This window comes from Dendronalium phyllosphericum CENA369, assembly GCF_016056275.1.
Classification (GTDB): Bacteria; Cyanobacteriota; Cyanobacteriia; order Cyanobacteriales; family Nostocaceae; genus Dendronalium; species Dendronalium phyllosphericum.
Window position 1 is genome coordinate 1 of record NZ_JAECZA010000066.1, and the last position, 25,523, is coordinate 25,523.

General features: G+C 41.8%; 18 protein-coding genes, 1 tRNA gene, 1 pseudogene and 1 CRISPR repeat array. Of the genes and pseudogenes, 12 read left to right on the plus strand and 8 right to left on the minus strand.

The genetic code is table 11. The features are described 5' to 3' along the window. A partial coding sequence (locus I8752_RS15015; RefSeq protein WP_214433120.1) for a WD40 repeat domain-containing protein occupies nt 1-2,544 on the plus strand: 2,544 nt, incomplete at its 5' end. A gap of 292 nt (nt 2,545-2,836) precedes the next feature. After that, nucleotides 2,837-4,325: a CRISPR direct-repeat array (repeat unit 37 nt; unit sequence GTTGAAATTTCACTTAATCCCTATTAGGGATTGAAAC). A gap of 208 nt (nt 4,326-4,533) precedes the next feature. Here I8752_RS15015 and I8752_RS15020 read toward each other — a convergent pair. Then, nucleotides 4,534-4,606, minus strand: a tRNA-His gene (locus I8752_RS15020). 123 nt (nt 4,607-4,729) lie between these two features. Here I8752_RS15020 and I8752_RS15025 point away from each other — a divergent pair. From I8752_RS15025 to I8752_RS15045, 5 genes are all read left to right on the plus strand, one after another. Further along, nucleotides 4,730-5,110, plus strand: a complete 381-nt coding sequence (locus I8752_RS15025; protein WP_214433121.1) for a DUF4359 domain-containing protein — start codon at nt 4,730-4,732, stop codon at nt 5,108-5,110. Nucleotides 5,111-5,223: 113 nt separating this feature from the next. Further along, complete coding sequence (locus tag I8752_RS15030) at nt 5,224-5,982, plus strand: sirohydrochlorin chelatase (RefSeq protein WP_214433122.1); 759 nt, start codon at nt 5,224-5,226, stop codon at nt 5,980-5,982. Next, nucleotides 5,979-6,758, plus strand: a complete 780-nt coding sequence (gene cobA, locus I8752_RS15035) for a uroporphyrinogen-III C-methyltransferase (protein WP_214433123.1) — start codon at nt 5,979-5,981, stop codon at nt 6,756-6,758. The genes I8752_RS15030 and cobA overlap by 4 nt, the downstream gene beginning before the upstream one ends. Before the next feature lie 149 nt (nt 6,759-6,907). Then, nucleotides 6,908-7,444: an FAD-dependent monooxygenase gene (locus I8752_RS15040; RefSeq protein WP_214433124.1), complete on the plus strand. Its 537-nt coding sequence runs from the start codon at nt 6,908-6,910 to the stop codon at nt 7,442-7,444. Between the two features lie 163 nt (nt 7,445-7,607). Continuing rightward, on the plus strand, nt 7,608-7,799 hold the full coding sequence (locus tag I8752_RS15045) for a hypothetical protein (RefSeq protein ID WP_214433125.1): 192 nt from the start codon (nt 7,608-7,610) through the stop codon (nt 7,797-7,799). Between the two features lie 58 nt (nt 7,800-7,857). On the opposite strand, the gene I8752_RS15050 is transcribed toward I8752_RS15045, so the two are convergent. The 3 genes from I8752_RS15050 to fusA form a co-directional block, all read right to left on the minus strand. Next, nucleotides 7,858-8,247, minus strand: coding sequence for a response regulator (locus I8752_RS15050; RefSeq protein ID WP_214433126.1), 390 nt, complete (start codon nt 8,245-8,247; stop codon nt 7,858-7,860). Nucleotides 8,248-8,299: 52 nt separating this feature from the next. Beyond that, nucleotides 8,300-9,376, minus strand: a complete 1,077-nt coding sequence (locus I8752_RS15055; RefSeq protein WP_214433127.1) for a response regulator — start codon at nt 9,374-9,376, stop codon at nt 8,300-8,302. A 1,316-nt stretch (nt 9,377-10,692) separates the two neighbouring features. Further along, nucleotides 10,693-12,708, minus strand: a complete 2,016-nt coding sequence (fusA, locus tag I8752_RS15060; RefSeq protein WP_214433128.1) for an elongation factor G — start codon at nt 12,706-12,708, stop codon at nt 10,693-10,695. Between the two features lie 165 nt (nt 12,709-12,873). On the opposite strand from fusA, the gene I8752_RS15065 reads away from it, so the two are divergent. From I8752_RS15065 to I8752_RS15075, 3 genes are all read left to right on the plus strand, one after another. Further along, nucleotides 12,874-13,494 (plus strand): macro domain-containing protein, encoded by a 621-nt coding sequence (locus I8752_RS15065; protein WP_214433129.1) that lies wholly within the window; start codon nt 12,874-12,876, stop codon nt 13,492-13,494. 261 nt (nt 13,495-13,755) lie between these two features. Continuing rightward, nucleotides 13,756-14,532, plus strand: a complete 777-nt coding sequence (locus I8752_RS15070; RefSeq protein ID WP_214433130.1) for a nucleoside phosphorylase — start codon at nt 13,756-13,758, stop codon at nt 14,530-14,532. 199 nt (nt 14,533-14,731) lie between these two features. After that, complete coding sequence (locus I8752_RS15075) at nt 14,732-15,118, plus strand: hypothetical protein (protein ID WP_214433131.1); 387 nt, start codon at nt 14,732-14,734, stop codon at nt 15,116-15,118. A gap of 66 nt (nt 15,119-15,184) precedes the next feature. On the opposite strand, the gene I8752_RS15080 is transcribed toward I8752_RS15075, so the two are convergent. The 3 genes from I8752_RS15080 to I8752_RS15090 form a co-directional block, all read right to left on the minus strand. Then, nucleotides 15,185-15,439, minus strand: coding sequence for a hypothetical protein (locus I8752_RS15080; RefSeq protein WP_214433132.1), 255 nt, complete (start codon nt 15,437-15,439; stop codon nt 15,185-15,187). A 201-nt stretch (nt 15,440-15,640) separates the two neighbouring features. Then, nucleotides 15,641-18,742 carry a phosphoenolpyruvate carboxylase gene (locus I8752_RS15085; RefSeq protein WP_214433133.1) on the minus strand — a complete coding sequence of 1,034 codons (3,102 nt, stop codon included), beginning with the start codon at nt 18,740-18,742 and terminating at the stop codon, nt 15,641-15,643. A 111-nt stretch (nt 18,743-18,853) separates the two neighbouring features. Next, a complete protein-coding gene (locus I8752_RS15090; RefSeq protein WP_214433134.1) occupies nt 18,854-19,066 on the minus strand; it encodes a hypothetical protein in 213 nt (70 codons plus the stop codon). Between the two features lie 213 nt (nt 19,067-19,279). On the opposite strand from I8752_RS15090, the gene I8752_RS15095 reads away from it, so the two are divergent. The 3 genes from I8752_RS15095 to psbA all read left to right on the plus strand — a co-directional run bounded on the left by I8752_RS15095 (nt 19,280) and on the right by psbA (nt 25,195). Further along, complete coding sequence (locus I8752_RS15095) at nt 19,280-22,288, plus strand: DUF1574 domain-containing protein (RefSeq protein WP_214433135.1); 3,009 nt, start codon at nt 19,280-19,282, stop codon at nt 22,286-22,288. A 90-nt stretch (nt 22,289-22,378) separates the two neighbouring features. After that, nucleotides 22,379-23,875, plus strand: coding sequence for an MBOAT family O-acyltransferase (locus tag I8752_RS15100; protein WP_214433136.1), 1,497 nt, complete (start codon nt 22,379-22,381; stop codon nt 23,873-23,875). 237 nt (nt 23,876-24,112) lie between these two features. Continuing rightward, nucleotides 24,113-25,195 carry a photosystem II q(b) protein gene (gene psbA, locus I8752_RS15105; protein WP_214433137.1) on the plus strand — a complete coding sequence of 361 codons (1,083 nt, stop codon included), beginning with the start codon at nt 24,113-24,115 and terminating at the stop codon, nt 25,193-25,195. Between the two features lie 92 nt (nt 25,196-25,287). On the opposite strand, the pseudogene I8752_RS15110 reads toward psbA, so the two are convergent. Beyond that, a pseudogene (locus I8752_RS15110) lies at nt 25,288-25,523 on the minus strand (alpha/beta hydrolase); the annotation flags it as partial.

The following is a 25,523-nucleotide window of genomic DNA, read 5'->3' on the forward strand; positions in this document are numbered from 1 at the left end:
GGGAAAGAAGACGCGGGGAAGGGGGGACGCGGGGATGCGGAGAATTTATCACAAACACTCTCCGAGTCTCACTATCTCCCCCTCTCCGCGTCTGCTTCATCTTCGGCGGTAACTATAGAAGTAGCCCACGAAATACTAATTCGCCACTGGTCAACATTACGCTGGTGGTTAGAAGAAAATCGTGCCAGATTGCGATCGCATCGTCAAATCGAACAAGCAGCTGCTTTGTGGAAGCAAAACAATGAAGAACCTGATTTTTTATTGTGCGGCGTTCGGCTAGCAGCAGCAGAAGAAATTTACATTAATTACGTTGATGAATTATCTGTTGATGTCCAAAATTTTCTTGATGCTTGTTTACAAAAAAGACGACAACAAAAACAAAAAGAAGAAAGTCTTCTCAAACAAGCTCAAAGAACTGTAGCAATTATTAGTATTCTGGGATTGACTGCTTTCGGTTTAGCTGTTTTGGCTTATCAGCAAACTCAAAAAGCTCAATTGCGAGAATTACAAGCTTTGAATGCTTTATCAGAAAACTTTCTTCTCTCTAATAAGCAGTTAGAAGCATTACTAACTAGCGTTCGAGCAGGTAGGGAATTACAGAAAATAACTCCTGGAATTCCAGTTAATATCCAAACTCAAGCCTTAACTATCCTGCAAGAGGCAGTTTATGGAACTCAAGAACGCAATCGCTTGATGCACAATGCTTGGGTTACTAGCGTCAGTTTCTCACCTGATGGGCAAATAATCGCTTCTGCCAGCGCTGACAATACAATTAAACTCTGGAGTCCTGATGGCAAATTACTTACCACGCTCACAGGGCATAGCGATGGAGTAAATAGTGTCGCTTTCTCACCCGATAGTGAAATTTTAGCCTCTGCTAGTACTGACAAGACTATCAAACTCTGGAGTCGTGATGGCAAGCTCCTCAAAACTTTTACAGGACATATTGATGGAGTGAATAGCGTCACTTTCTCGCCTAACGGCAAGATAATTGCCTCTGGTAGTAATGACAATACAGTTAGGCTTTGGAGTCGTAACGGGAAGTTACTCTCAATTCTTAACGGACACAGCCGAGGTGTAAATAGTGTGAGTTTCTCGCCGCAAGGCGATATTATTGCCTCTGCCAGCGATGACGGTAAAGTTAAACTTTGGAGTTCGGATGGTCGTTTGCTAACAACTATACCAGCCCACGAGCGAGAAGTATTGGGTGTTAGTTTTAGCCCAGATGGACAAACAATTGCTTCTGCTAGTGCCGATCGCACTGTTAAACTATGGAGTCGTAACGGTACTTTGCTCAGAACTCTCGAAGAACATAAAGATCGCGTCTGGAAAGTCGTATTCTCCAACGATGGCAATACAATTGCTACTGCTAGCGCTGATAAAACTATCAAACTCTGGACTCGTACGGGTAACTTGTTGGCTACACTTCAAGGGCATAGCCATGAAGTAAATAGTGTCAATTTTAGCCCAGATGGCAAGACAATTGCCTCAGCTAGTGATGACAACACTGTAAGACTTTGGAATCTGGACAAAACCCTGCCAAAAACTTTTTATGGGCACAAAGGCAGTGTGAATTATGTCAGCTTCATCTCTAATGGTAATGCGTTCACTGGAGGTGTTGGCGGAGCCATCGCCTCGCTCAGTACTGATAACACCATGAAATTCTGGAGCTTAGACGGTCAGTTGCTCAAAACATTACCTTCGCCAATTAATAATGTCACCAGCATCAGCTTTACTAGCGATGGCAAAACAGTTGCTTTGGCAAGTGCAGACCATACTATCCAAATTCGGCAACTAGAAGGGAAGTTGCTTCACACCTTTGCAGATCGTAGCAATTGGGTAATGAGCATGAGTTTTAGTCCCGATAACCAAACCCTTGTTTCTGGTGGTGCTGACAAAACTGTTAAACTCTGGAGTTTCGACGGTCGTTTGCTCAAAACCCTCCAAGGACATAGCGGTTGGGTGACTAAGGTGAAATTTAGCCCAGATGGCAAAACAATTGCTTCTGCTAGTGCAGACAAAACCATTAAACTCTGGAGTTTGGATGGTTCTCTGCTTAAAACCTTGCAAGGCCATAGCGCTAGTGTCTGGGATATTAGTTTCGCTCCCGACGGTCAAACTATAGCTTCAGCCAGTCAGGATAAAACTATTAAACTCTGGAGTTTGGACGGTTCTCTGCTCCAAACCTTGCAAGGGCATAGCGATTTAGTTTCTAACCTGAATTTTTCACCTGACGGCAAAATGCTGGCCTCAGCCAGCGATGATGGTACTATCAAACTCTGGAGTGTTACCAATGGTGTCTTGCTCAAAACCTTTCAAGGACATAACGGTAGCGTGAAAAGCGTTAGTTTTAGTCCCAATGCCAAAATCCTAGCTTCGGGCGGTCAGGATGCCACAGTCAAATTGTGGAACTTGGAGAATATAGAACTGCAAACATTAGATATCGATCGATTGTTAACCAAAGCCTGCGATCGCCTGCATGATTATTTAATCACTAACCCCGATATCACAACCGAAGAATATCAACTTTGTTTTGGTAGCTAAATTGCTCTGGTAGACTGAACTATAACAGCTATCGCTTAAAATAACAGCAGTATTTTCATTCCTTCAGGCGCGGATGGGTAGCTGTTTGAAATCAAATTTTGGCAAATGAGCTTGAAACCCTTTTAACATCAGGCTTGCGAACAAAATATCTCTTTTAGTCGCCGCGCACCTTATCTAGAAAGGGTTTTAGCCATTTACTGATTACTGGGTAACAATTTTTTATGCTATCATTACCTCATTCGCGCAACAGAACCTTGAAAACTCAATATAGACTGTATTCCAGGCGACCGCTGTTGAAATTTCACTTAATCCCTATTAGGGATTGAAACTTTGCCCACGAGCGATCGCCCTAGCTTTTTTAAGTTGAAATTTCACTTAATCCCTATTAGGGATTGAAACGAAGTTTTTGAATGGGCCCAACTTTACCAAAGACGTTGAAATTTCACTTAATCCCTATTAGGGATTGAAACTTGCATTATTAGAATCTCAAGGGGCATGCGAACTAAGTTGAAATTTCACTTAATCCCTATTAGGGATTGAAACAGAATTCCTCAATCCAAATCTGAACAAATTGATACACGTTGAAATTTCACTTAATCCCTATTAGGGATTGAAACCACTGTCGAACGATCAATGAAGGAAACGATAAAAAGTTGAAATTTCACTTAATCCCTATTAGGGATTGAAACCTACAGGGTAGATGGCGTGATCGTCTATATTAAAACGTTGAAATTTCACTTAATCCCTATTAGGGATTGAAACTTTTAGTATTAGACCATAAGTAAAAAACAAGTAACCGAAGTTGAAATTTCACTTAATCCCTATTAGGGATTGAAACATTTTATATAATGAAAGCCCCTTGCGGGGCTATTTCGTTGAAATTTCACTTAATCCCTATTAGGGATTGAAACTACAATATACGCTCTTTCCTCCAATCCAAGCAACATGGTTGAAATTTCACTTAATCCCTATTAGGGATTGAAACTATTTAACTCCTTTTACTGAGCGTGAACAGATGGGTTGAAATTTCACTTAATCCCTATTAGGGATTGAAACCCAGAATTCATAGCGCTCGGTGCGTTCGATGATTGTTGAAATTTCACTTAATCCCTATTAGGGATTGAAACAACGAGAAAGGAGGGCGATCGCCCTTAAAAATAATGTTGAAATTTCACTTAATCCCTATTAGGGATTGAAACCGATTTATCAAATTTTTGAGACATAGTACAATCTAGTTGAAATTTCACTTAATCCCTATTAGGGATTGAAACGAAAATGGAGAATTTGACGGAAACAAATACAATTGGTTGAAATTTCACTTAATCCCTATTAGGGATTGAAACGACACATTCAGATCCTACTTGGCGAAGATAAGAGCGTTGAAATTTCACTTAATCCCTATTAGGGATTGAAACTCATTTAAAAATATGATTGTAACACCCATGTGTCTATAAGTTGAAATTTCACTTAATCCCTATTAGGGATTGAAACCTCAGGATATTTGCCGGACAACAATGCTTTAAATGTTGAAATTTCACTTAATCCCTATTAGGGATTGAAACTAACGATCCTTATATAAGGGCACAATGTACCAGAATGTTGAAATTTCACTTAATCCCTATTAGGGATTGAAACTTAAAATACTTGGCTTAGTACTAAGTTGCCGGATTTGTTGAAATTTCACTTAATCCCTATTAGGGATTGAAACCTGGATAATTCCCTTGTGGCAAAGTCTTCTCTATGGGTTGAAATTTCACTTAATCCCTATTAGGGATTGAAACGCACTTGTAGCGGGGGACGGATGACGGGAAGTCAAGTTAAAATTTCACTTTGCTGTTTTTTAATTCGTCGAACTCACGTTAATCTTATATGAGATTCATTTAGTCAAATGAGATATGACTAACAAATTTCTACTAAACTTGATTTGCTGGTATTTTGGCGAACAAATTCTCTCCTAAAAAATATAGTATATTGCTGTAGATTTAAGAGGGCGAACGATGGGACTCGAACCCACGGATGGTGGTACCACAAACCACTGCCTTAACCACTTGGCTACGCTCGCCATTCAATATCTTGATTATACAATTTTTTAGAGTAGCAATCAAGAGTTTTTATTCAAGGAACGGACTCAGTTAATTTAGAGTCTTTGGAGTGCGACAATCATAGCATATCACAGTTAGGAAATATGAAAGCTTTGACTATCATGACATATGTGGGAGCAGCAGGACTAGCTGTATGTGGTGTGACAATGGCGAAGACTAATCCCAGTCAGCCTGAGTATGAGGAGTATGCTATGCAACGGCTGACGCAATACTTAAAACAAGATGTTTGTAATAAGACATCAAGATTAATAGAAAATTTACTACATTCAAAATGTGACAAACTTGTAGATTCGGCTAACCCCCAAATCAAGGATATTTTAGCAGCAACTACGCAAAGACAAGATTTCGTTGTTTTTAGTGTTTACCGCACGGATTTAAAAGTGAGTGCTTGGCTACCTTCTTATAAATTTGAAACGGTGGGTGCATTTAATAACTTTTATACTTATAGTGCCGAACAGCAATAAAGTATGCCGAAGAGCGATCGCCTCCTCAAAAACCGCTCGATTTGACGCTAAAATTTTGTTGTCGCTCTAGCTGAGAGCCTGCAAAATAGTAACCGAGAGTTACACTTTTATCCATGTCATCTGCCTATTTGCTAGTATCCCACGGAAGCCGTGACCCCCGCCCAGAAATTGCTATGCAGCAATTAGCAACTCTAGTACAAAACAAACTGCAAAAAAACTCGCTAGAACTGACACCTGCCATTAATAGCGTATCCTCCCCAAAGTCCGAAATGGTAGGTATAGCTTTTTTGGAAATGCGTCCTGAGCCATTGCACGAGCAGATTAAACAATTTGTCCAGCGTACTTTGGCATCAAAGGGCGATCGCCTGAAGATTATACCGTTATTTCTGCTACCGGGAGTGCATGTGATGACAGACATTCCCGCTGAAATTGCCTTGGCACAACAGACTCTTGGCGAAAATATCATCATTGACTTACAACCATACTTAGGCAGTCATCCTGGTTTAGAGACATTGCTGGCAAAGCAAATAGCAGCCATCAAAGCACAAGCATGGATTGTATTAGCTCACGGTAGTCGTCGTTCGGATTCGCAAAAATTGGTAGAAACAATAGCAGCAAATCTGGGTGGAGTAGCTGCTTATTTGTCTGTATCGCCGAGTTTAGAATCGCAGGTAGAACAGTTAGTTGCTGCTGGCAATAGAGAAATTGCAATTTTGCCATACTTTTTATTCGCAGGCGGCATAACCGATGCGATCGCCCAGGCAGTAGAAAAGCTAAAATTACAATTCCCTGCTGTAACTTTCCAACTGGCTCAACCTTTGGGAGCAAGTGCAGAACTAGCTGATTTGATTGGGGATTTCATGTATAAATGAACTGCACAGAACAAAAGGGACAAAAGTATTTGGGCAAAGTTTATTTAGTAGGTGCGGGGCCTGGAGATCCAGGGCTAATGACTCTCAAAGGCAAAAGCTTGTTGGAATGTGCAGATGTCGTAATTTATGATGCCTTAGTGAGTCCGGCAATTCTAGCAATGATTAATCCCCAAGCAGAAAAAATCAACGCTGGTAAGCGGATGGGGAGACATTCGTTATTACAGGAAGAAACAACTTCTCTGTTGATGGAAAAAGCTCAAGATAATGCCATAGTCGTGCGACTTAAAGGTGGCGATCCGTTTATCTTTGGTCGCGGTGGCGAAGAGATGGCAGAACTAGTAGAAGCTGGAGTATCTGTAGAAGTTGTGCCAGGGATTACATCGGGAATTGCAGCGCCAGCTTATGCAGGCATTCCCTTAACACATAGATTGTACAGTTCATCTGTCACTTTTGTTACAGGACATGAGGCAGCAGGGAAGTATCGACCGACAGTAAATTGGCAAGCGATCGCCCACGGTTCCGAAACGATTGTAATATACATGGGAATCCACAATCTGCCTTACATTGTGGAACAGCTAAGTACAGCAGGATTGAGCCTAGAAACACCAATAGCTTTGGTGCGTTGGGGTACGCGACCCGACCAAGAAGAATTGATTGGTAAATTAGGAACAATTATCGAGCAAGTAGAAAAGACAGGATTTGGCGCACCTGCGATCGCAGTTATTGGGCAAGTAGTGAATATGCACAGCATTTTGTCTGAGTGTCGTCCAGTTTGATGATTAGTGTCAAGCTTATCCAATAACAAAAGCTAAAAAGGACTATCCCTACTAGTTAGCTTACTCGCCATTCTGCTGATTAAAAAGGCGATCGCGTCTTTACCATCTTTCATGGAGTAGAAGCAGGAAAACTACATCTAGCTTGGGTGATGTCCGCAAATGAAACAACCGATTGGAAGCCAGCAGACTGGGGAGAAATTTTCGCCTCGCACTCGCCTTCTTGGCTAGCAGAACATTTCCGTAATTATGCAGACACCATCGAGTCTCCGATTCGGCTTTCTGTTGTAGTTGGTTGTTGTCCGCGCTGGCACGTACCAGGGGTAATGCTTCTGGGTGACGCTGCACACCCAATGTCTCCCGTCCGCGCCCAAGGAATTAATGTCGCATTGCGCGATGCGATCGTTGCTGCTAATCATCTAGTACCGTTGTTACAAACATCAGCCGAACACCAGGAAATTGATAGAGCATTAACGCAAATTCAAGCAGAACGCGAACCAGAAATTATCCGCGCCCAAAAACTCCAGTTAGCAGAAGCCGCCCAAGGCGAACTACTACGAAAAAATTCACTGCTGCGATCGCTTTTGACTAAACTTCCTCTTTTGCTGCGTAAGCAAATTCAACGCTCTTGGTTAAAACGACAATATGAAATGCGCCAAGGCATAACAAAAGTCCAGTTAACTGTGTAACGTATTTATTGAATTTGGCATAACTGCGATCGCAGCAATTGGAAAGTAGCGAATATGCACAGCATTTTTTCTGGGTGTTGTCCAGTTCAATAATTGGTGTCAAACTTGTCCAAGTAAACTAAGCTATATCAAGTAGTTTCGTTATTCTTACAAACTTAAGAATATGGAACATGAATACTATAAACAGTACTTACATTTCAAAACTGTTGGTCTTCACTCTGAGGCAAAACAAACTCTTCAGCAGTTTATTGTTTCGTTTGCTTCCATTGCAGAAAAAGAAAAATGGACTCGTGAGTTTCTAGAAGCTAAATGGAGCCACCATAGACGAATGCCAGGAGATTCTATCAGAAATTGAGTTTATTAAAGAACTTGATACTCAAAAGACTCAAGAAGGATTCCTTAATGAGGTTCAGTCAAAAGTGCTTGAATACCTCAACCGATTGGATAGCGCTTAGTAGCTCTTCGGGTGTGTATGGCTTATTTATACAGGCATCAGCACCTTGTTTCTTTGCCCATAACTGGTGAATTGCCCGATTTTTAGCACTACAAATTACTATTGGCACTTTTTGATAAATTGGATGATTTTTGAGAAAGTGGCATAATTCAAAGCCATTCATTCCTGGCATTACTACATCAATGACGATCGCATCTGGTTTTTCTTCTAAGGCAATTTCTAAAGCCTCTCTAGCAGTAGTGGCTGTAAGAGTCTTGTAACCCCTATCTCCCAGGTAATGAGTTATTAATTTTAATTTATTAAAAGAACTTTCTATAATCAGAATTGTGCCCACCCATGTAATACTCAATCCTGAATCTCCGAAATAAGTTTTGGTGTATTTATTCTAGTTATTGGGTAAATTACACAATGTGCTGAAAGATAACTTTTAGTAAATCTCCTTGAGTAAAAGACTTATTTAAATAGCCCGAAGCTTTGACCAGTTTAGCTCTTGCTCTATCGATCAAACTGGTTTTTCTCGACACCATAATTACAGGTGTATTTTTAAAATATGAATGTTTACGCAATAATGAGCATAGCTCATAGCCATCTAAATTTGGCATATCCACATCTAATAAAATTATGTCTGGTTTGGTACGGAGAATTTCCATTAATGCTTTTAAGGAATCTGTTACTCCGATTACCGAAAATATTTGCTCGTCTAAAAAGTCTTTAATGACATTCAGCATGGCTGGGTTGTCATCAATACAGAATATTGTATAAGTTTTTTTATCAATAGAAGGTTGAGAAGTTTGAATTTGCTGGGATAAAAAGCGTTTAGAATGTTCTGCTACCCGATCGCCACTTATTCTCGACTGTGACGGCTCAGTTTTGAGTTGAGCTTGTAACTGAGTTTGCTGGGAAAATTGCGATCGCTGTTCTTGATGAACTGATGACTGGAAATTTCCTGGATAGGGCGATCCTTTTTGGCATTGTTCGACTAATAAACGAAGATTCAGATGACAGAACTTTGGCATATCATCTAGAAAACTTTCCCCAATAAATTCATAACTTCCCTCTTCTAAGTCCAGAAAAGACTCTAGAACTTCTAGCGCTAACTGCTCAATCAGCATTGCTGCTTGCAAAGGACTAATATATTTTTGACTCACTAACCAGCAAATAGCTAGATAATCTGGGTTAGGTATTACCTGATTCTCAATATCAGTTTCAAATATCGCCTGTAACTGCTCGTGAATCCCGCAAGGAAGAGTAGAAATGTGCTGACTCAAGCGTTGCAAGTTTCTGTAAAGCGGCTCAAACATTTTTTCTGAGTAGCAAGCATAAATCAGCTTACCCTCTTCTATATATATTGACCAAGAACCTGAAGTGCTAAATACTTGTAAACAGCCACTAACAGACTTAGCAGTAATTTTTTTTAACAGAGATAAAGGTTGGAGTTTTTGGAAAAATCTATATCTACTAATGGGAAGTGTCTTCATTGGGATAAACTTCAGATAAAATTAATATTCGCAGGCCAAATAGGCGAATTCCGTTGTAGAATTCCCTGCAATATGTTAAAAAGTAGCGTTCAAATAAATATAACTGTCATATTTGAGTTAGTACAGAGATTCTTCACCCCTAACTCCTAATTTCCCAATATCTGTTAAGCTATTATCTATTGAACTCTTATTTTTTGTGGTAGACCCTGTCATATCCTTACCAAATAGCGAAATAGTCCAACCATTCATTAGAAAATAGTATTTCAAAAATTAGTTAGATTTTCTGTATCTTTGGCTAATCTGGCTAATCTAACCCTAACTTAAATCTTACAAATAGACTATTGGCTCTCGCCCTTCAGTATTAAAAGTATTGCTGATATCCGTATTATCCAATGTGCGATTACAGCCAATCTAGTCTTATAGTGTCAGCATTGTATGTACTCGGTCGAAAAATTTTTACTTAGAAAAGTAGTATTTTATACTTATTTTGTAGAAGTTTTAGGTTTTGTACAAGTGGCAGATTGTAAAGATGTTCTTTGGGAAGCTTGAGCAAAATTATTGTTTACAGATTAAGAATGGTAAATTTCTACTAAGAGTAAGTTAGTTGATGATTTAAACCAGGGAAGTAGGTAGTAAAAGTCATGAAGACTAACTTAACAGCAGTAAATTCTTCATAGGTACTAGAAAATGGTACTAGTTTTGTGTTGTCGAAAATAGTTTATCTGCATTATTTTGATTGCCAAATCCAAAAATTTACAGCAAAATTCAAAAAGTATAGTTTGTGTCATAAAAATAGCTGTCTTCGGCTAAATGCTAGATAACAAGTAATTCACTTACATATATTCAGATTACTATCAATTTTCATCAAAGCCGGAAAAATATCTGAAACTCACGATAAACAGGTAGATAAAATAGAAAAAGTAATTAATTATCTTCTTACAGATATTTATTGATTTACATATCCTGAAACCGCAAAAATGTACAGTAGAACATATTTTTCTGAGATTCTTTCACTCTGATTTTAAAATACTGAATGCTGAGTAAAAGTCAATGAATAAATTAAGTAGACTTTTGTGCATTCTAGTGTTTGCAGTTCTTAAGAGGATGTTTTAAAAGTCTTTAGTGATGTATCAAATATTTGACGATCGCCTTTAAATCCATGCCACTCTCTACAAGTCTCGTAACCGCAAGGGTGCAGTGGCTCACCTTCAAAAGCAGGCTGTTTGATTCCCTAAAAGGCTAGAGTTGGGTAGCGTGTGTTGTTGCGTCAGGGTAACGAACCGTAAATATTTAGCGGTGCGTTATCCCTAGTCTTCCTATTTGACTGTCATAGCTTGTCTATAACAGGCAAACTCCATTGTGAAGGTGGCCATACCAGAAGTGAGCGATCGCAAGTCTGTAGAATAGCCAAACATTTTCACCAGTGGAACTTCAGCGCGAATCACTGTGTATCCCTGCATAGTCTCGGAACCCAACAGCAAACCCAGGCGGGAAGACAAATCGCCCTGAACTCGTCCCATGAACTCGTTGGGTGTTTCCACTTCTACAAGCATGATGGGTTCGAGGATGTGGGGTTTGGCTTTGGCGATCGCACCTTCAAGCGCTTGATGCGAACCCGACCTAAAAGCCATTTCAGAAGAGTCAATTGGATGATATGAACCCCCTTCCAAAACGACTTTCACCCCAGTTACGGGATAACCTTCCAACACTCCAGATTGCAACGCCTCACGGAAACCTTTCTCACAAGCAGGGATGTACTCTTTGGGAATCGCACCCCCAACGACTCGGTTTTCAAAGACAAACGGCTCATCTGTAGGTTCAATCCACCCAGAGACATGGGCGTATTGACCGGGGCCGCCTGACTGTTTCTTAAGTCGGTAGTCAAAGGTTGCTCGTTGTCCAATAGTTTCCCGATAAGCTACGGCGGGAGTTCCGACGTAGACCTCGGCGTTATATTCCCGTTGAATGCGTTCTACGTAAATTTCTAGGTGGAGTTCGCCCATCCCAGAAATTAGAGTTGCCCCAGATTCAGGGTCAATGCTGACTCTAAAAGTTGGGTCTTCCCGTTGAAAGCAGTGGAGGGCTTTGGAAAGGCGATCGCCATCTTCTTGTTTTTTGGGCGTAATTGCTAGCGTAATTACGGGTTCCGGTACAAACATCTTCTCTAAAGACACCAATGGTTCTCCAGAACAGAACGTATCGCCGGAAGCACAATCAACACCCAACAGAGCCACAATATCCCCTGCCACAGCAACTTTCACCTCTTCGCGCTTATTGGCGTGCATTTTCACCAATCGCCCGATTTGCACCCGTTGTCCGGTACGGGAGTTGTAGACGGTATCGCCCTGTTTCAACGTCCCTGAGTAAATACGGGTGTAGGTTAATTGCCCGAAGGACTCGACAGTGAGTTTAAATGCCAAAGCCACTAAAGGATTGTCAGGGTTAGGGTATAAACTTACAGACTCAGCAGTTTTGACCACTTCTCTATCTACTGGAGATGGTAGATAAAGAGCGATCGCATCTAATAAGTTCTGCACTCCTTTATTTTTGAATGCCGAACCCAACAGCACAGGGGTAAGTTCCAAGCTGAGAGTTGCTTGGCGGATAGTTTGCCAAATTAGTGCTGAGGGAATCTCTTCACCTTCTAACAACATCTCAGTCATGGGTTCCGAAAACAGCGACAAAGTATCCAGTAGTTTGTCTCGTGCCTGTTGTGCCTCATATTCAAAAGCTTTGGGAATTGGTTTTTTTACGACGTTTTCGCCGTTCTCGCCCTCAAAATAGTGAGCGTTCATTTCCACGAGGTCAATTACACCTTGGAATTGGTCTTCACTACCGATGGGATACTGAAGCAAGACGGCATTTAGTTGTAAGCGATCGCGCATTGCCTGTACTACACGAAATGGATTTGCCCCCATCCGATCCATTTTGTTGATGAATGCCAAACGCGGTACGCGGTAACGCTTCATCTGGCGATCCACGGTGATGGACTGGGATTGTACGCCCGCCACAGCACACAGCACCATCACTGCCCCATCCAGTACCCGCAAAGCCCGTTCTACTTCAATCGTGAAATCAACATGTCCTGGCGTATCAATTAAATTGATTTGGGTATCGTGCCACTGACAAGTTGTAGCAGCAGAAGTAATGGTGATGCCATGTAGTTTTTCCTCTGGCATGAAATCCATAGTTGCACCCTTACCGCCTCCCCGCACTTCCTCAATAGCGTGGATTCTGCCAGTATAGAAGAGAATTCGCTCTGATAGCGTAGTTTTACCAGAGTCAATGTGAGCAGAAATACCAATATTACGGATGCGTTTTCGGGGAATCATAAGATTTCCTTTTGTTCAAGCGATAAATAGTTACTACCTAAGTAGTAACATTTTTTGTATTATATATGTAATATATAAAAAAGAAAAGGCTGATAATACAGAGAAATAGTTGATGTTGGAAGGGCTGATGTTTAAAATAAGTACTCAAGCGGAGGAAATAAAAGCTTGAAACTGATATTGGTAGCTCCCAATTCAATGTTGTGTGCAGCCTTTCAACAGCATTTTAGTTACTTACCTAATGTAGAAATAGTCAATAATTACTTCGAGTGGTTGCCAGAATTTGATTGTCTGGTCAGCCCTGCTAATTCTTTTGGTATGATGGACGGTGGCATAGATGCTGCGATCGTTCGTTTTTTTGGTCGTTCCTTGATGGCAAGAGTGCAACAGCGCATTCTTGAACAATATTTAGGCGAACAGCCTGTGGGAACATCAATGATTGTGGAAACAGGTCATCACAAGCACCCTTTTTTGGCTCATACACCCACTATGCGAGTTCCTATAGTCATTGCTGGGACAGATATTCCTTATATAGCAATGTGGGCTATGCTGCTAGCAGTCCGCCGCCATAATCAACATACCAATCAGAAGATTAATACCATCGCTTGTCCTGGATTAGGTACGGGAATAGGACGAGTACCATATACTGAGGCTGCCAGACTGATGGCTTTAGCCTACGATAATTTTCTTTATCCACCCAAATATCTTAACTGCATAGTTGCAGCTGAAAGGCAACTTCAGATTTGGGAAGGAGGAGAGTTGCAGATGAATGGCACTAAGAAAAACTAGAATGCTCTATTCTTTAAGATTACATCTGGATAATGTTCAAATCTGAAAATTTTGGGGAATACTAAGTTTACGTTTTTACGAGCATAAATATATTCCTTATAATCCTGGATAAATTGCAATCTCGCTAGAGCTGCAATTTATTCAGGTTTTTCTATGTTTATTTTTATAATTTTGGGAACAACGAGTTAACGCTTGCACTCTTTCAGACTTTTCACTACTTAAAACAAATTAAATTTATTCAGTAACAAAATCTAAAATTAGATGACTAGTAAACGCTTCTATCACATTGGCTTTGGGCAAGATGATTTAGATTCTTCACCTCCCACCATAGCTTTATTATCAGGCGATCCCGAACGATCGCGTTTTATTGCTCAAACTCATTTGCAGGATGTGCGTTTATTATCAGAAAATCGCGGACTCAATAGCTATGTGGGATATTTACCCAATGGTCGCCCCATCTTATCAGCTACCAGTGGTATGGGCGCGCCTTCTTTAAGTATTGTCGTCAACGAGTTGGTACAAGTAGGAATTCAGCAAATTATTCGCATTGGGACTTGCGGTTCCATTCAACCGTATGTGCCAGTCGGTAGTATTGTCATTAGCAGTGCAGCCTTATGCCGTCAAGGTGCAGCAAATGATATTGCACCTGTGGAGTATCCAGCCGCAGCCGACCCATTTCTCACAGTTGCTTTAGCACAAGCAGCACGAAAACTACAGATTGAGCATTATATCGGGATTACAGCATCAGTAGATACTTTTTACGAAGGACAAGAACGCACTGATTCCGCAAATCCGAATTTAATGCGATCGCTGTATGGTATTACAGAAGAATATCAGCGGTTGAATGTCTTGAATTACGAAATGGAATGCGGTACACTATTTAAGATGGCAGGAGTGTATCAATTTGCCGCTAGTGCTGTTTGTGGTGTAGTTGCTCAACGCAGCGTTGCCGAAGAAATCGTGTTATCTCAAAAAGAGATTGCCATTAACAATGCGATCGCAACTGCTGTACATGCAGCCGCAAACTTTGAGTTATAACAAGTTTGAAATTAAACACTAGGGACGGAGAATAAAACAGCAGGGAGATAACAACTCCTGCATACTGCCTAACTTCCGTGTATTTAACTATACGGTGCAAGAAGTATAAATAATTTTTACATATAACGTGCGTATACACTTGTCAGTTATTAGGATTTTGGATTAACCTCGAACCATTGGTGTAGCAGAAGGTGAAACTATGTCTGGCGACCAAACTCCTCACGACAAAGACCGTACCCTCGAAAAAGCACTGACCAACAAAATCATTAATGATTACTTCGATCAATCGGAAAGTTGGCTCAGGGCAATTTTACGAATGTGCATCTTCTCATTAGCTCACCTGAATGGACAGTCAATATTTATAGTTGAATGTCCAAATCAAGCAGTAGCAAAACGTCTGAGTCGCAAGACTTTTCCGTTTCGAGGGATTGTATATTATTTAACCGATAATTTTAATGGCTGCGATCGCACTTTGTTTTGTTACCGAGAACACAAAGATGGAACTTGGCATTGTTTTGATACTAGTTCTAAATCTTGGAAACCTCTAAGTAACTTGCAATCGCGGACTGCAACCACAGATAGTTAGTGAGGGAATAGAGGGGAAGAGGACGCGGGGACGCGGGGATGCGGAGACAAGAGTAGCTCTTTAACTCTAATAGCGAGTTTGGCGTGTTACTAAACCGCCAACGAACGCCCCTAAGACTGTACCCGTCCATATTCCTGTTGTGCTACCTTGCCACATTGCCCCTGGTGTTACCCAAGCGTTACACATCTCCTTCAAGCCCCAAGGCTGGTTTTGGCACTTCTGAGCGTGCAGCGTTAAAGTGATTTGTCCACCAATGTAACCACCGAAAAAACCTGATGACAGTGCTAAAAAAGTGCAAATTAAAATTCTGTTCTTAGTCATTTGTCAAGAAATAAGGGGTAAGGGTGTAGAGGTATAAGGGAACCCTATCCATAAATTGCAGTGGCTCATCTTGTTTGTGGAAGTGATATTTATGCAGCCTTTTCACCTACACCCCACACCCCATACCCTTACACCCTTTTTTAGTCAGTTGTATGTGTTTTACCACTGATTGCTAACCACTGGCTACTGACTACTGGTTTTTCAGCCTGTATTTCTCATACCCGCAGCAATACCGTTAATAGTTAATAATGCTCCTCGTAATAACTCACCTTTGCTGTAACGAGAGTGAATTACGCCAGTGGTAGCAGCAGGATTTCGGGACTGGCGGAGGCGCTTGAGTAGAGAAACCTGTATAAAACCCAAGGGTACAATCGTCCCATTACGCAACTGTACAGAACGTTGTAATATCGGATCGCCATCTAAGAGTCGATTGTGACCGGTAATTTTCAGGACTAAATCTCTGGTGAGATAGAATTCGTTGGCAATTTGTTCAAAAACTTTCTCAAACCTAGCTCTGTCTTCTGGGTTCGACAATTCTTGAACGTAATGGTGTGCCATTTGGATATCTACTTTTGCCAAGGTCATTTCCGCTTTGGAAATTACCATTTTGAAGAAAGGCCATTTGAGATAAAAATAGCTGAATAATTTCAGGTGTTCTTCTGGTTCTTCATTCAAGAATTCTTGCAAAGCTGTACCAACACCGTACCAAGAAGGCAGCAAAAATCGAGTTTGTGTCCAGCTAAATACCCAAGGAATAGCTCGCAGACTGCTTAAATCTTTTTTACCAGACGGTCGCCGCGCCGGACGAGAGCTAATTTGCAGTTGGCTAATTTCCTCAATAGGAGTAACTTGGTGGAAAAAGTCAATAAAATCTGGTTGTTCGTAGATAAGATTGCGATAATGTTGACGCGATCGCACTGCTAATTCTTCCATTATCTCATTCCAAGGTTCGATATCATCAAACCCTGTTCGCAAGAGGCTAGCTTGAATTACAGCAGTGGTGATGGTTTCCAAATTGTATAAAGCTAAGTCCAGCAACGAGTATTTAGAAGCTAAAACTTCCCCTTGTTCGGTAATCTTAATCCGCCCATTAATACTGTGACCTGGTTGAGCCAAAATCGCTTCATAAGCTGGGCCGCCACCACGGCCTACAGAACCACCACGCCCATGGAAGATCCGCAAATTCACGCCATACTCTTCGGCAATTGTCTGAAGTGATTTTTGAGCTTTATGAATTTCCCAGTTACTGCTTAAGAAACCAGAATCTTTGTTGCTGTCAGAATACCCTAACATCACTTCTTGTAGGTTGGGGGTGAGAGGGGAGGAAGACGCGGTGACTGGGAGACGCGAGGACGCGGTGACTTCTTTCTCCGTTTCCCCGTGTCCCCGTGTCCCCGTGTCTACTGCATAGCCACCGGCTAGCAAAGCCCGATACAGGGGAAGTTCAAACAGCTGGCGCATGACGCTTCTGGAACGTTGCAAGTCTTCTACTGTCTCAAATAAGGGAACGACTTGAATGGTTCCTACAGCAACAGCGGGGTCGAAAAGTCTGGCTTCTTTGGCTAACAGTAATACTTCCAGTACGTCGCTGACTTGGCGGCACATGCTGATGATATAAGTTTGACAGATGTTGACACCAAACTCTTGTTGCAGCGATCGCAAGATGCGGAAGGTTTCAATTACATCGTTGGTTTTTTCGGAAAATGGTAACTCTGCCGGAATTAATGGTCGCCGGGTTTGTAGTTCCCCTGTTAGCCAAGCGACTCTTTGTTCCTCGGATAATTCATCATAGGATTGGGGTAAGACTTGCAGGTATTCGAGAATTTCATTCAAGGCATCAGAGTGTCGGGATGATTCTTGGCGAATATCTAGCTGTGTCAAGTTAAAGTCAAAAATCTCGACTTGAGCGATGAGATTTTCTAATTCCCGACAACTTAAACCTGTTTCAGTTAAGTTTCGTTGAATTAACCGCAGTTCTGCTAAAAAATCTGCCCCCGAACGGTACATGGGTAAGTCTTCGTTTTTTGGCGTTTCTCGGTTATACAAGGCAAGATTGCGATCGCGGGTATTTTCCAACCGCCTCAACACGTAAGATAATTTCAGCCGATATGGTTCTTGGCGATAACGCAGTGCCAATGCGTCGTATACATCACTTAACTGGGATTGATCTAACTCTAGAGATTCCAGCAAGTCAGGTAAGACATCGCTCCAGTGCATTGACACGCTTAATAATTCAATCAGCTGCTTCACTGACCGGATATATCTTTCCAGTACCATTTTGCGTTGATAGCAAGCTGTCTTCCAGGTAGTTTCTGGTGTAACTGAGGGGTTGCCATCTCGATCTGAACCTACCCAAGACCCAAAAGAACAGAAGTTTTTACTCGGTGGCTCTAACCAAGCAAAGGTTTGACCTAAAGCGTATTTGAAGCGTTTATATAGTTGGGGGATGCCATCAAATAATACTTCTTGAAAGTAGTGTAGGGCATAATCTACTTCATCAAGTACCGTGGGCTTGAATTGATGGAGTTCGTCTGTACGCCACCACAAGCGAATTTCTTCGAGCAATTTTTCGCGTATTTCTGCTGATTCCCAAGGATATCCTCCAACTGTGCTATCAGAGCGATTTTCCACTGCATCTAACTTTTGTAAGAGGTTGACTACTTGTCGCTGTTTATCTCGAATTGTATGACGGACAATTTCTGTTGGGTGCGCTGTGAACACCAAACGCACATCCAATTGTGAAATTAACCGTTGAATTTGCTGGGGCGGTACATTTAGCCGAAATAAAAGGGGAAACAAGGTAGCAAAAGTACCTTTTTGTTTTCCTTGCCCTTTGGCAACCCAACTTGTTGCCAGCCATTCTGTTTCTATATCTGTGCGAACAATCGCATCATCTTCTTTTTGATTCGAGGAATATGTCGTATTTGTGTGAGTTTCTTGATGTATCAGTTCTGTTTCTACTTCCGAATAGCGTGCTAATTGCTGCCGCTGTTCAAATTCCTGCTCTATGATATTAATCAGCTGAAAATACAGAGCGAAGGCACGAGCTGCTCGAATTGCTTCGTTGATATTCAGTTGTTCGATCAACTTGACGGCAGAATCGGCTTGATCGTTTGTGGCTTGTCCTTCTGGCGAACACAAATCGCGCAACTGCCGCAATAAGTCCACCATATTTTGGCCGCATTCTTGCCGGAGAACTGATTCCCATAATTCCTCCACTACTTGGAGACGATGACGCAAAAATAATTCTGACGCAGGATAGAAATTTGCAGCTTGAGACAAGGAGTATAAAATAGAACTCATATTTTCTGCTCTGATAAAGCCGATTACCGTTGAAAGTTCTTAGTTGTGGCAATTTATGCTCAAATTTACCGCGAGCATGATTGTTATTAAGTATATTTTTTAACTTTAATGTTAAGATTCGCTGTCATCGGGGAAGGGAAGAATGGGTAGGCGATCGCCTCGAAACAATTCTTCACTAACTTCTCCGAGAGATTCTAGGGCTTTTACTGTGGCCTTTCCGGTGGTGAGCAGCAGTAGTATAGAGCCTGTACCTATTTGTAAGAGAAAAGATTGGGGAATGCTAAACAAAACGTTCTGTGACGACTGTTGGGTAGTAGGAGGCATTGCTATTTCTTGGTTGTTGGCAGAGTAAAATGAAACGCGAAATTCAACATCTGTGCAACTTGCAACAGTACAAGACTATCTTGGCCTATTTTGCAAGCTGAGAAGGTAACAAAAGTGTTAAAAAAAAACAGCAAAGTATGATAAACCTATGGTTCTAGTTTACAAGCGCAGGCAATACCCCCCCATACTCGCTTCCTGTAAAGTTAACTGCCCATGAAAACAGCATTACTAGACAGCCAGCAATCCCTTGTGCAATGGGTCAGTCAGGCAACAGGAATCAACTCTTTCGGGGTGAAAGTCCGGTTGCGGGGAAATGACTTACACATTCTTTGTGAAGGTACAGAGTGCCCTCAACGCTGGCGCACTCTGTCTGACTTGCTTCGCGCACTACAGCAAACAGACTTAGATGTTTTAACAAGTAGCGAACAACCCTCAATATACCAAGTATTTGTCTACGGGCGGAAGAAAGGGGAATATCGACCCCAATGGTGTCATCGAGTTTATTTAAATCAACTGGAACGGCACTTAGAACAGGTACAGCAAGCCCTAGAAAGCTCGGAAAAATCCCGACAAGTAGGCGGGGCGTTGATTATTTCTAACGAGAGTTTGGCACGCCGAGGCGATCCAAATGCCATTGCTCGCTATCTTAGCGAAACTCTCAGTACATTGGGCGTGGCGGTACAGGTAAAAATCAAGCAGCACCAGCCAAAAGATGGCACTCCAACTGTGGTGAATCGCCTGTGGATATTGTGCCAGACTGCTTACAGTCCCGATCCTTCTTTATTAGCAGAACCAATCGCCCAGCAGTTGCGGCATTTAAAACTTGCTGGCTATCAAGATGCAGTAATTGCTTCGCAAGTTAGTGGTGAAACAGCACCAGATTGGCTGCTGAAGGTGGATTTGACACCTCCAGAGGCGATGCTCAAGGAATGGGCGCGTTGGGGAGATGTGCAAGCGATCGCGCTTCTGTTAACTGAGGTATTATCTGAGTTAAAAGTAACTGTCCAAGCTGCTCTCAAAGAATCGACTCTACACATATTTTGCACCCCAGCAGTTCCCCTAACAGAAGATACGCCAGCCCCAGATAAAACACTCTGCTTAGAAGCGATCGTACCGCAACTAGAAGCGATCGCTCCTCAAGGCATTCTCGCCGCCACCATTTACGGACAAACAACCAACGATAAAGAACCAGCGTGGATTGATTGGATTTCTTTACCAGCAGCAGAGTATCCAGCCCTTGCTACCCCAGCTTTAGAATTGGCAACTACTGGCGACCAACCAGCGATCGTTTTTTTACTCGAACGCTTACTCAATCCCGACTTAGATCGGCGGTTGAAAACAGGTGGTATCCGCGTACTTCTGCTTCGCAAAAATGATTTATTGCACGTGATGTGTGATGCACCTGTTTGCCCAGTCCGCAAACAAGTAGGCAGCAAAGTCACGCAATTTGTGCGCTTGTTAAAACTACGTGGCATTACCGGGATACGTGTCTACGGCCGCCGGGCTGGAAACAAAGAACCTGCTTGGCATCATGGTTTAGATTGGGAAATTCGCCAGCGTTTAGTTCCAGAAGCTACTCCAGAATTTGCTGCTACTTCCCAATACGTTAACGATTTGTTAACTACAGAAGCTAGCGAACCGATTCTTCGCCCCGATTTAACTACAGAAGAAGTTCAAAGTTTTGTCACTGAAGTCGCGCGCGATTGGGCGACAACTGCAACTGCCACAATTAAAAAGTGGCTATTAGTAACCCAGATATTTACAGAAGCCGACCAGCCAGCAGCGCCAGATTACGATAATCAAGGAGTCAAGATTGCTATAGTTTGGGGAACGCTAGGTTTATTAATTGCCCTGCAAACTGATTGGTTCTTGGGTCGATTTATCGATCGCATTACGCCGAAATCGACACCAGTGGTTGGTGTTTTGCCTGCATCGTCTCCCGAACAAAAGCCATCTGAAAATAGCCAGAGTCAGAGAACGGCATTTCTGAGTAGCACCACTAGTACAAAACCTTCTCCAAAGAAAGGTAATGTATTTAATGCTTCGGGGTTTACCCAAGATGATGACCAACCTAGAGAATTGACAGCCGCACCACTAAAACAAAAGGCTACTGCTGCTGCTATTTTGTTAGCAGCGCGATCGCAGATGCCAAGTTTCAATGTCAGGCAATTAGACGAACAGCTAGCATTATATAGACAACGGCTAGCTACAAATGGTCATCCTCCAAATGTATTGATTATTGGTTCCTCCCGTGCCTTAAGGGGAGTCGATCCCACAGAACTTGCTAAAGCTTTGACAAATCAAGGTTATGCCAATATCGATGTATTTAACTTTGGAATTAATGGGGCGACAGTCCAAGTTGTAGACTTGTTGATTCGAGAGGTTTTAGAACCATCAGAACTACCGAAGTTAATTTTATGGGCAGACGGTTCCCGTGCTTTTAACAGCGGTCGTGAGGATATAACATTTAAAGCGATCGCCGCTTCTAAAGGCTATAAACAAGCGTTGCAGAAAAAACAAACCGCCAGTGGCGACGATCTGCCCAAAAATCCTGCCAATGCTACTGAAAAGCCAAAGCCAAATGAAAAGCCAGAAGTTAGCGGCTATGAAGCAGTAAATCAGTGGTTAAATCAAGCATTAGCCAGTGTTTCTTCTAGCTATGACAAACGCGATCGAGTTAAGGCTTTATTGCACAAACAACTGATATCTTTGCCTTTAGTCAGTCAAACAACTGAGACAGTGGCATCATCAACCCAATCCCTCATAGATGATTCAGAAGAAACAGAACAACAATCAGTTGATTTTGATGGCTTCCTACCTTTATCTGTACGCTTCAATCCTGCTAGATACTATCAAAAACACCCCAGAGTTACCGGAAACTACGACAACGACTATAAATCTTTTCACGTAGAAGGCGAACAAGATGCTGCCTTTCAACAAATGTTGCAGTTTACCCAGTCTCAGAAAATTTCTCTAGTATTTATCAATATGCCGCTTACGGCGGAATATTTAGACCCAGTACGCCAAAAATACGAGCAAGAATTCCAAAAATATATGTTACGTCTGGCGATTAATCCTAACTTTATCTATCGAGATTTAAGCGACCTTTGGCCAAAAGCAAATGATTATTTTTCTGACCCTAGCCATCTCAATCGCTTTGGAGCTTATGAAGTATCGAAGAAGTTAGCTAACGATCCAATGATTCCTTGGTCTATGAAATAATTTTTCCGCTTTTTGCTAGTTTTTAGTTGTTTATTATTTTATCTTGACTAATAACTACTGACCAATAACTAATTAAAAAATGACTAAAAAATGAAATTTACATCTATTGCTTACGGATTATTCTTACTGAGTGTACTGGGGATTTATTGGTCTGTAGCTAATCAAAAAATGCGGTTATGGACTTTGCTAATTGCTAGCCTTGTTTTCTACGCATCTTTGCATATCCAATACGTACCACTGCTATTAGCGCTGACTTTTATTAACTTTCGTCTGGGACGGGAGATTGGGAAAAACACCTCACCGGGAAAACATGCTAGTGACTGGCAAATTTCTAATGAAGAGTGGCAGTATGCCCAAGCCGATTGGAATCGTCGCCGTCTCAAGTTGTTGTGGTTAGGTGTAATTTTAAATATTTTATTGCTACTAGGATTTAAATATCTACCAGCGTTATTCAAGTTATTTTTTGATACCCAAATTAATTCCACAGATACCTCTTTTAAATTAATAGCACCTTTAGGAATTTCCTTTTTTACCTTTGAATGTATTGCTTATTTAGTAGATATCTATCGCGGTGCTCCTGCTACTGATAATTTTCTCAAATTTGCTACGTACAAATTATTTTTTGCCAAACTGATATCAGGCCCAATTACTCGTTACCATAACCTAGCAAGTCAATTCAACATATTAGATTTGCCGACATCAGATCGAGTGGTAGAGGCTGTCTGGTTAATTTCTCAGGGTGCATTCAAAAAATGTATTTTGGCAGATAATTTGGGAATTTTTGTCGATTTATGTTTTGGGAACTTGCAACGTGCGGGAAGTACCGATCTTTGGCTAGCTACATTTGCTTACGGTTTACAGTTATATTTTGACTTCAGCAGTTACGTAGACATGGCTCGTGGTAGTGCTTTGCTGTTCGGCTTAGTATTACCTGAAAATTTTGACTTTCCTTACTTCAGCACTAGTATTGCAGAGTTTTGGCGACGGTGGCACATGACTTTGGGAGATTGGCTGCGTAACTATCTCTACTTTCCTTTAGGTGGTTCTCGGCAAGGCTTGACTCGTACCTGCTGGAATTTATTTATTGTGATGTTAGTCGCTGGTATTTGGCACGGATCTGCCTGGGGTTTTGTAGTATGGGGCATGTTCCACGGATTGGCCTTAGGCGTTCATCGCTTGACAGATGCGATGAGCGATCGCTACGAACATTTAGAACATTTCTGGCAAAATCCTTTTGGTGTAGTTGTAGCTTGGCTTTTGACTCAGTTGATGGTTTTTACCTCTTGGATCTGGTTTCGTCTACCCAATCTCCAAGATTCTTCTTCAGTAGTTCAGCACCTTTGGGGTCATTCTGCCGACGAACAATTTGCTCAAAAGGTCTATGTAGAAGCCCTGAATATGAGCCAATACCAACTCACTATTTTATTGATCGTTTTGGCCATTTTAATGAGTATAGTATATGGTCTCAAAGGCAAGCTGAAGTTGGATTTAAACTGGCCCTTTAAGCTTGTCTTAGTGCCACTATGCCTCTACGCTGTTTGGTTATTAGCTCCTGAAGGAGTGCCATATATCTACTTTGATTTCTAATCGCTGCTTGCGATCGCTAACTAAGGGTAGGACTTACGCAGCAAGAGGTTTCTTGCATAAGTTCTAAGGTATTAACCACCCTTAAATGCTCCACCATTATCAGTAAAACTAATATATTTTAAAATAAATATAAGTAAGAAAAATTATACCTAACGTAAATACATGTTAAGTTTATTAATGTGTACGAAAACTACGTACGCATGATTCATTAGTAATAATCACTGCAATCATAAAACAATGACCACAACCTTACAAAGACGCGAAAGCGCCAACGTATGGGAACGGTTCTGCAACTGGATCACCAGCACCGAAAACCGGATTTATGTCGGTTGGTTCGGGGTATTGATGATTCCAACCTTGCTAGCCGCAACCACCTGTTTCGTAATCGCCTTCATCGCAGCGCCTCCAGTAGACATCGATGGTATCCGCGAACCAGTAGCAGGTTCTTTGATTTACGGAAACAACATCATCTCTGGTGCAGTTGTTCCATCTTCCAACGCGATCGGTTTGCACTTCTACCCCATCTGGGAAGCAGCTTCCTTAGATGAGTGGTTGTACAACGGCGGTCCTTACCAGCTAGTAATCTTCCACTTCCTAATTGGTTGTGCTTGCTACATGGGTCGTCAGTGGGAACTGTCCTACCGCTTGGGTATGCGTCCTTGGATCTGCGTAGCTTACAGTGCACCTTTGGCATCTGCAACCGCAGTATTCTTGATCTACCCCATCGGACAAGGTTCTTTCTCTGACGGTATGCCCTTGGGTATCTCCGGAACCTTCAACTTCATGATCGTGTTCCAAGCAGAACACAACATCTTAATGCACCCCTTCCACATGTTAGGTGTGGCTGGTGTCTTCGGTGGAAGCTTGTTCAGTGCAATGCACGGTTCTCTAGTAACTTCTTCCTTGGTTCGTGAAACAACCGAAACCGAATCTCAAAACTACGGTTACAAATTCGGTCAAGAGGAAGAAACCTACAACATCGTTGCAGCACACGGTTACTTCGGTCGTTTGATCTTCCAATACGCATCTTTCAACAACAGCCGTTCCTTGCACTTCTTCTTGGCAGCTTGGCCTGTAGTCGGTATTTGGTTTACCGCATTGGGTATCAGCACCATGGCGTTCAACTTGAACGGTTTCAACTTCAACCAGTCAGTGATTGACTCTCAAGGTCGTGTCATTAACACATGGGCTGACATCATCAACCGCGCTAACTTGGGTATGGAAGTAATGCACGAGCGCAATGCTCACAACTTCCCTCTCGACTTGGCTGCTGGTGAAGTTGCTCCTGTTGCATTGACTGCACCTGCAATCAATGGCTAATTTCTGAAGTATTAGCTAAATAAAAGCGCCCTCCGGAAACGGGGGGCGCTTTTTATCTATCTCGATTCTTATATCACGTTAAATATATAGTGCTACTTAGAAGGATTGATGCATTCTAGATGTTGACAACCAAAGTGTTGAGTCATCATTGCAGATAGTTGTTGAGAAGCTTGACTGTCAAGATTTAACTCTCGCTTGATGTTTTCATAAACCTCTCCTTGGGCTACCCGCTTGGCCATTTGCTGAAACTGTACCCAAGTTAGATCGCTATCAACAAACGCTTTGGCAAGTATAATTACCAGTTCCTCATAATCATTGTCTTCTAGTT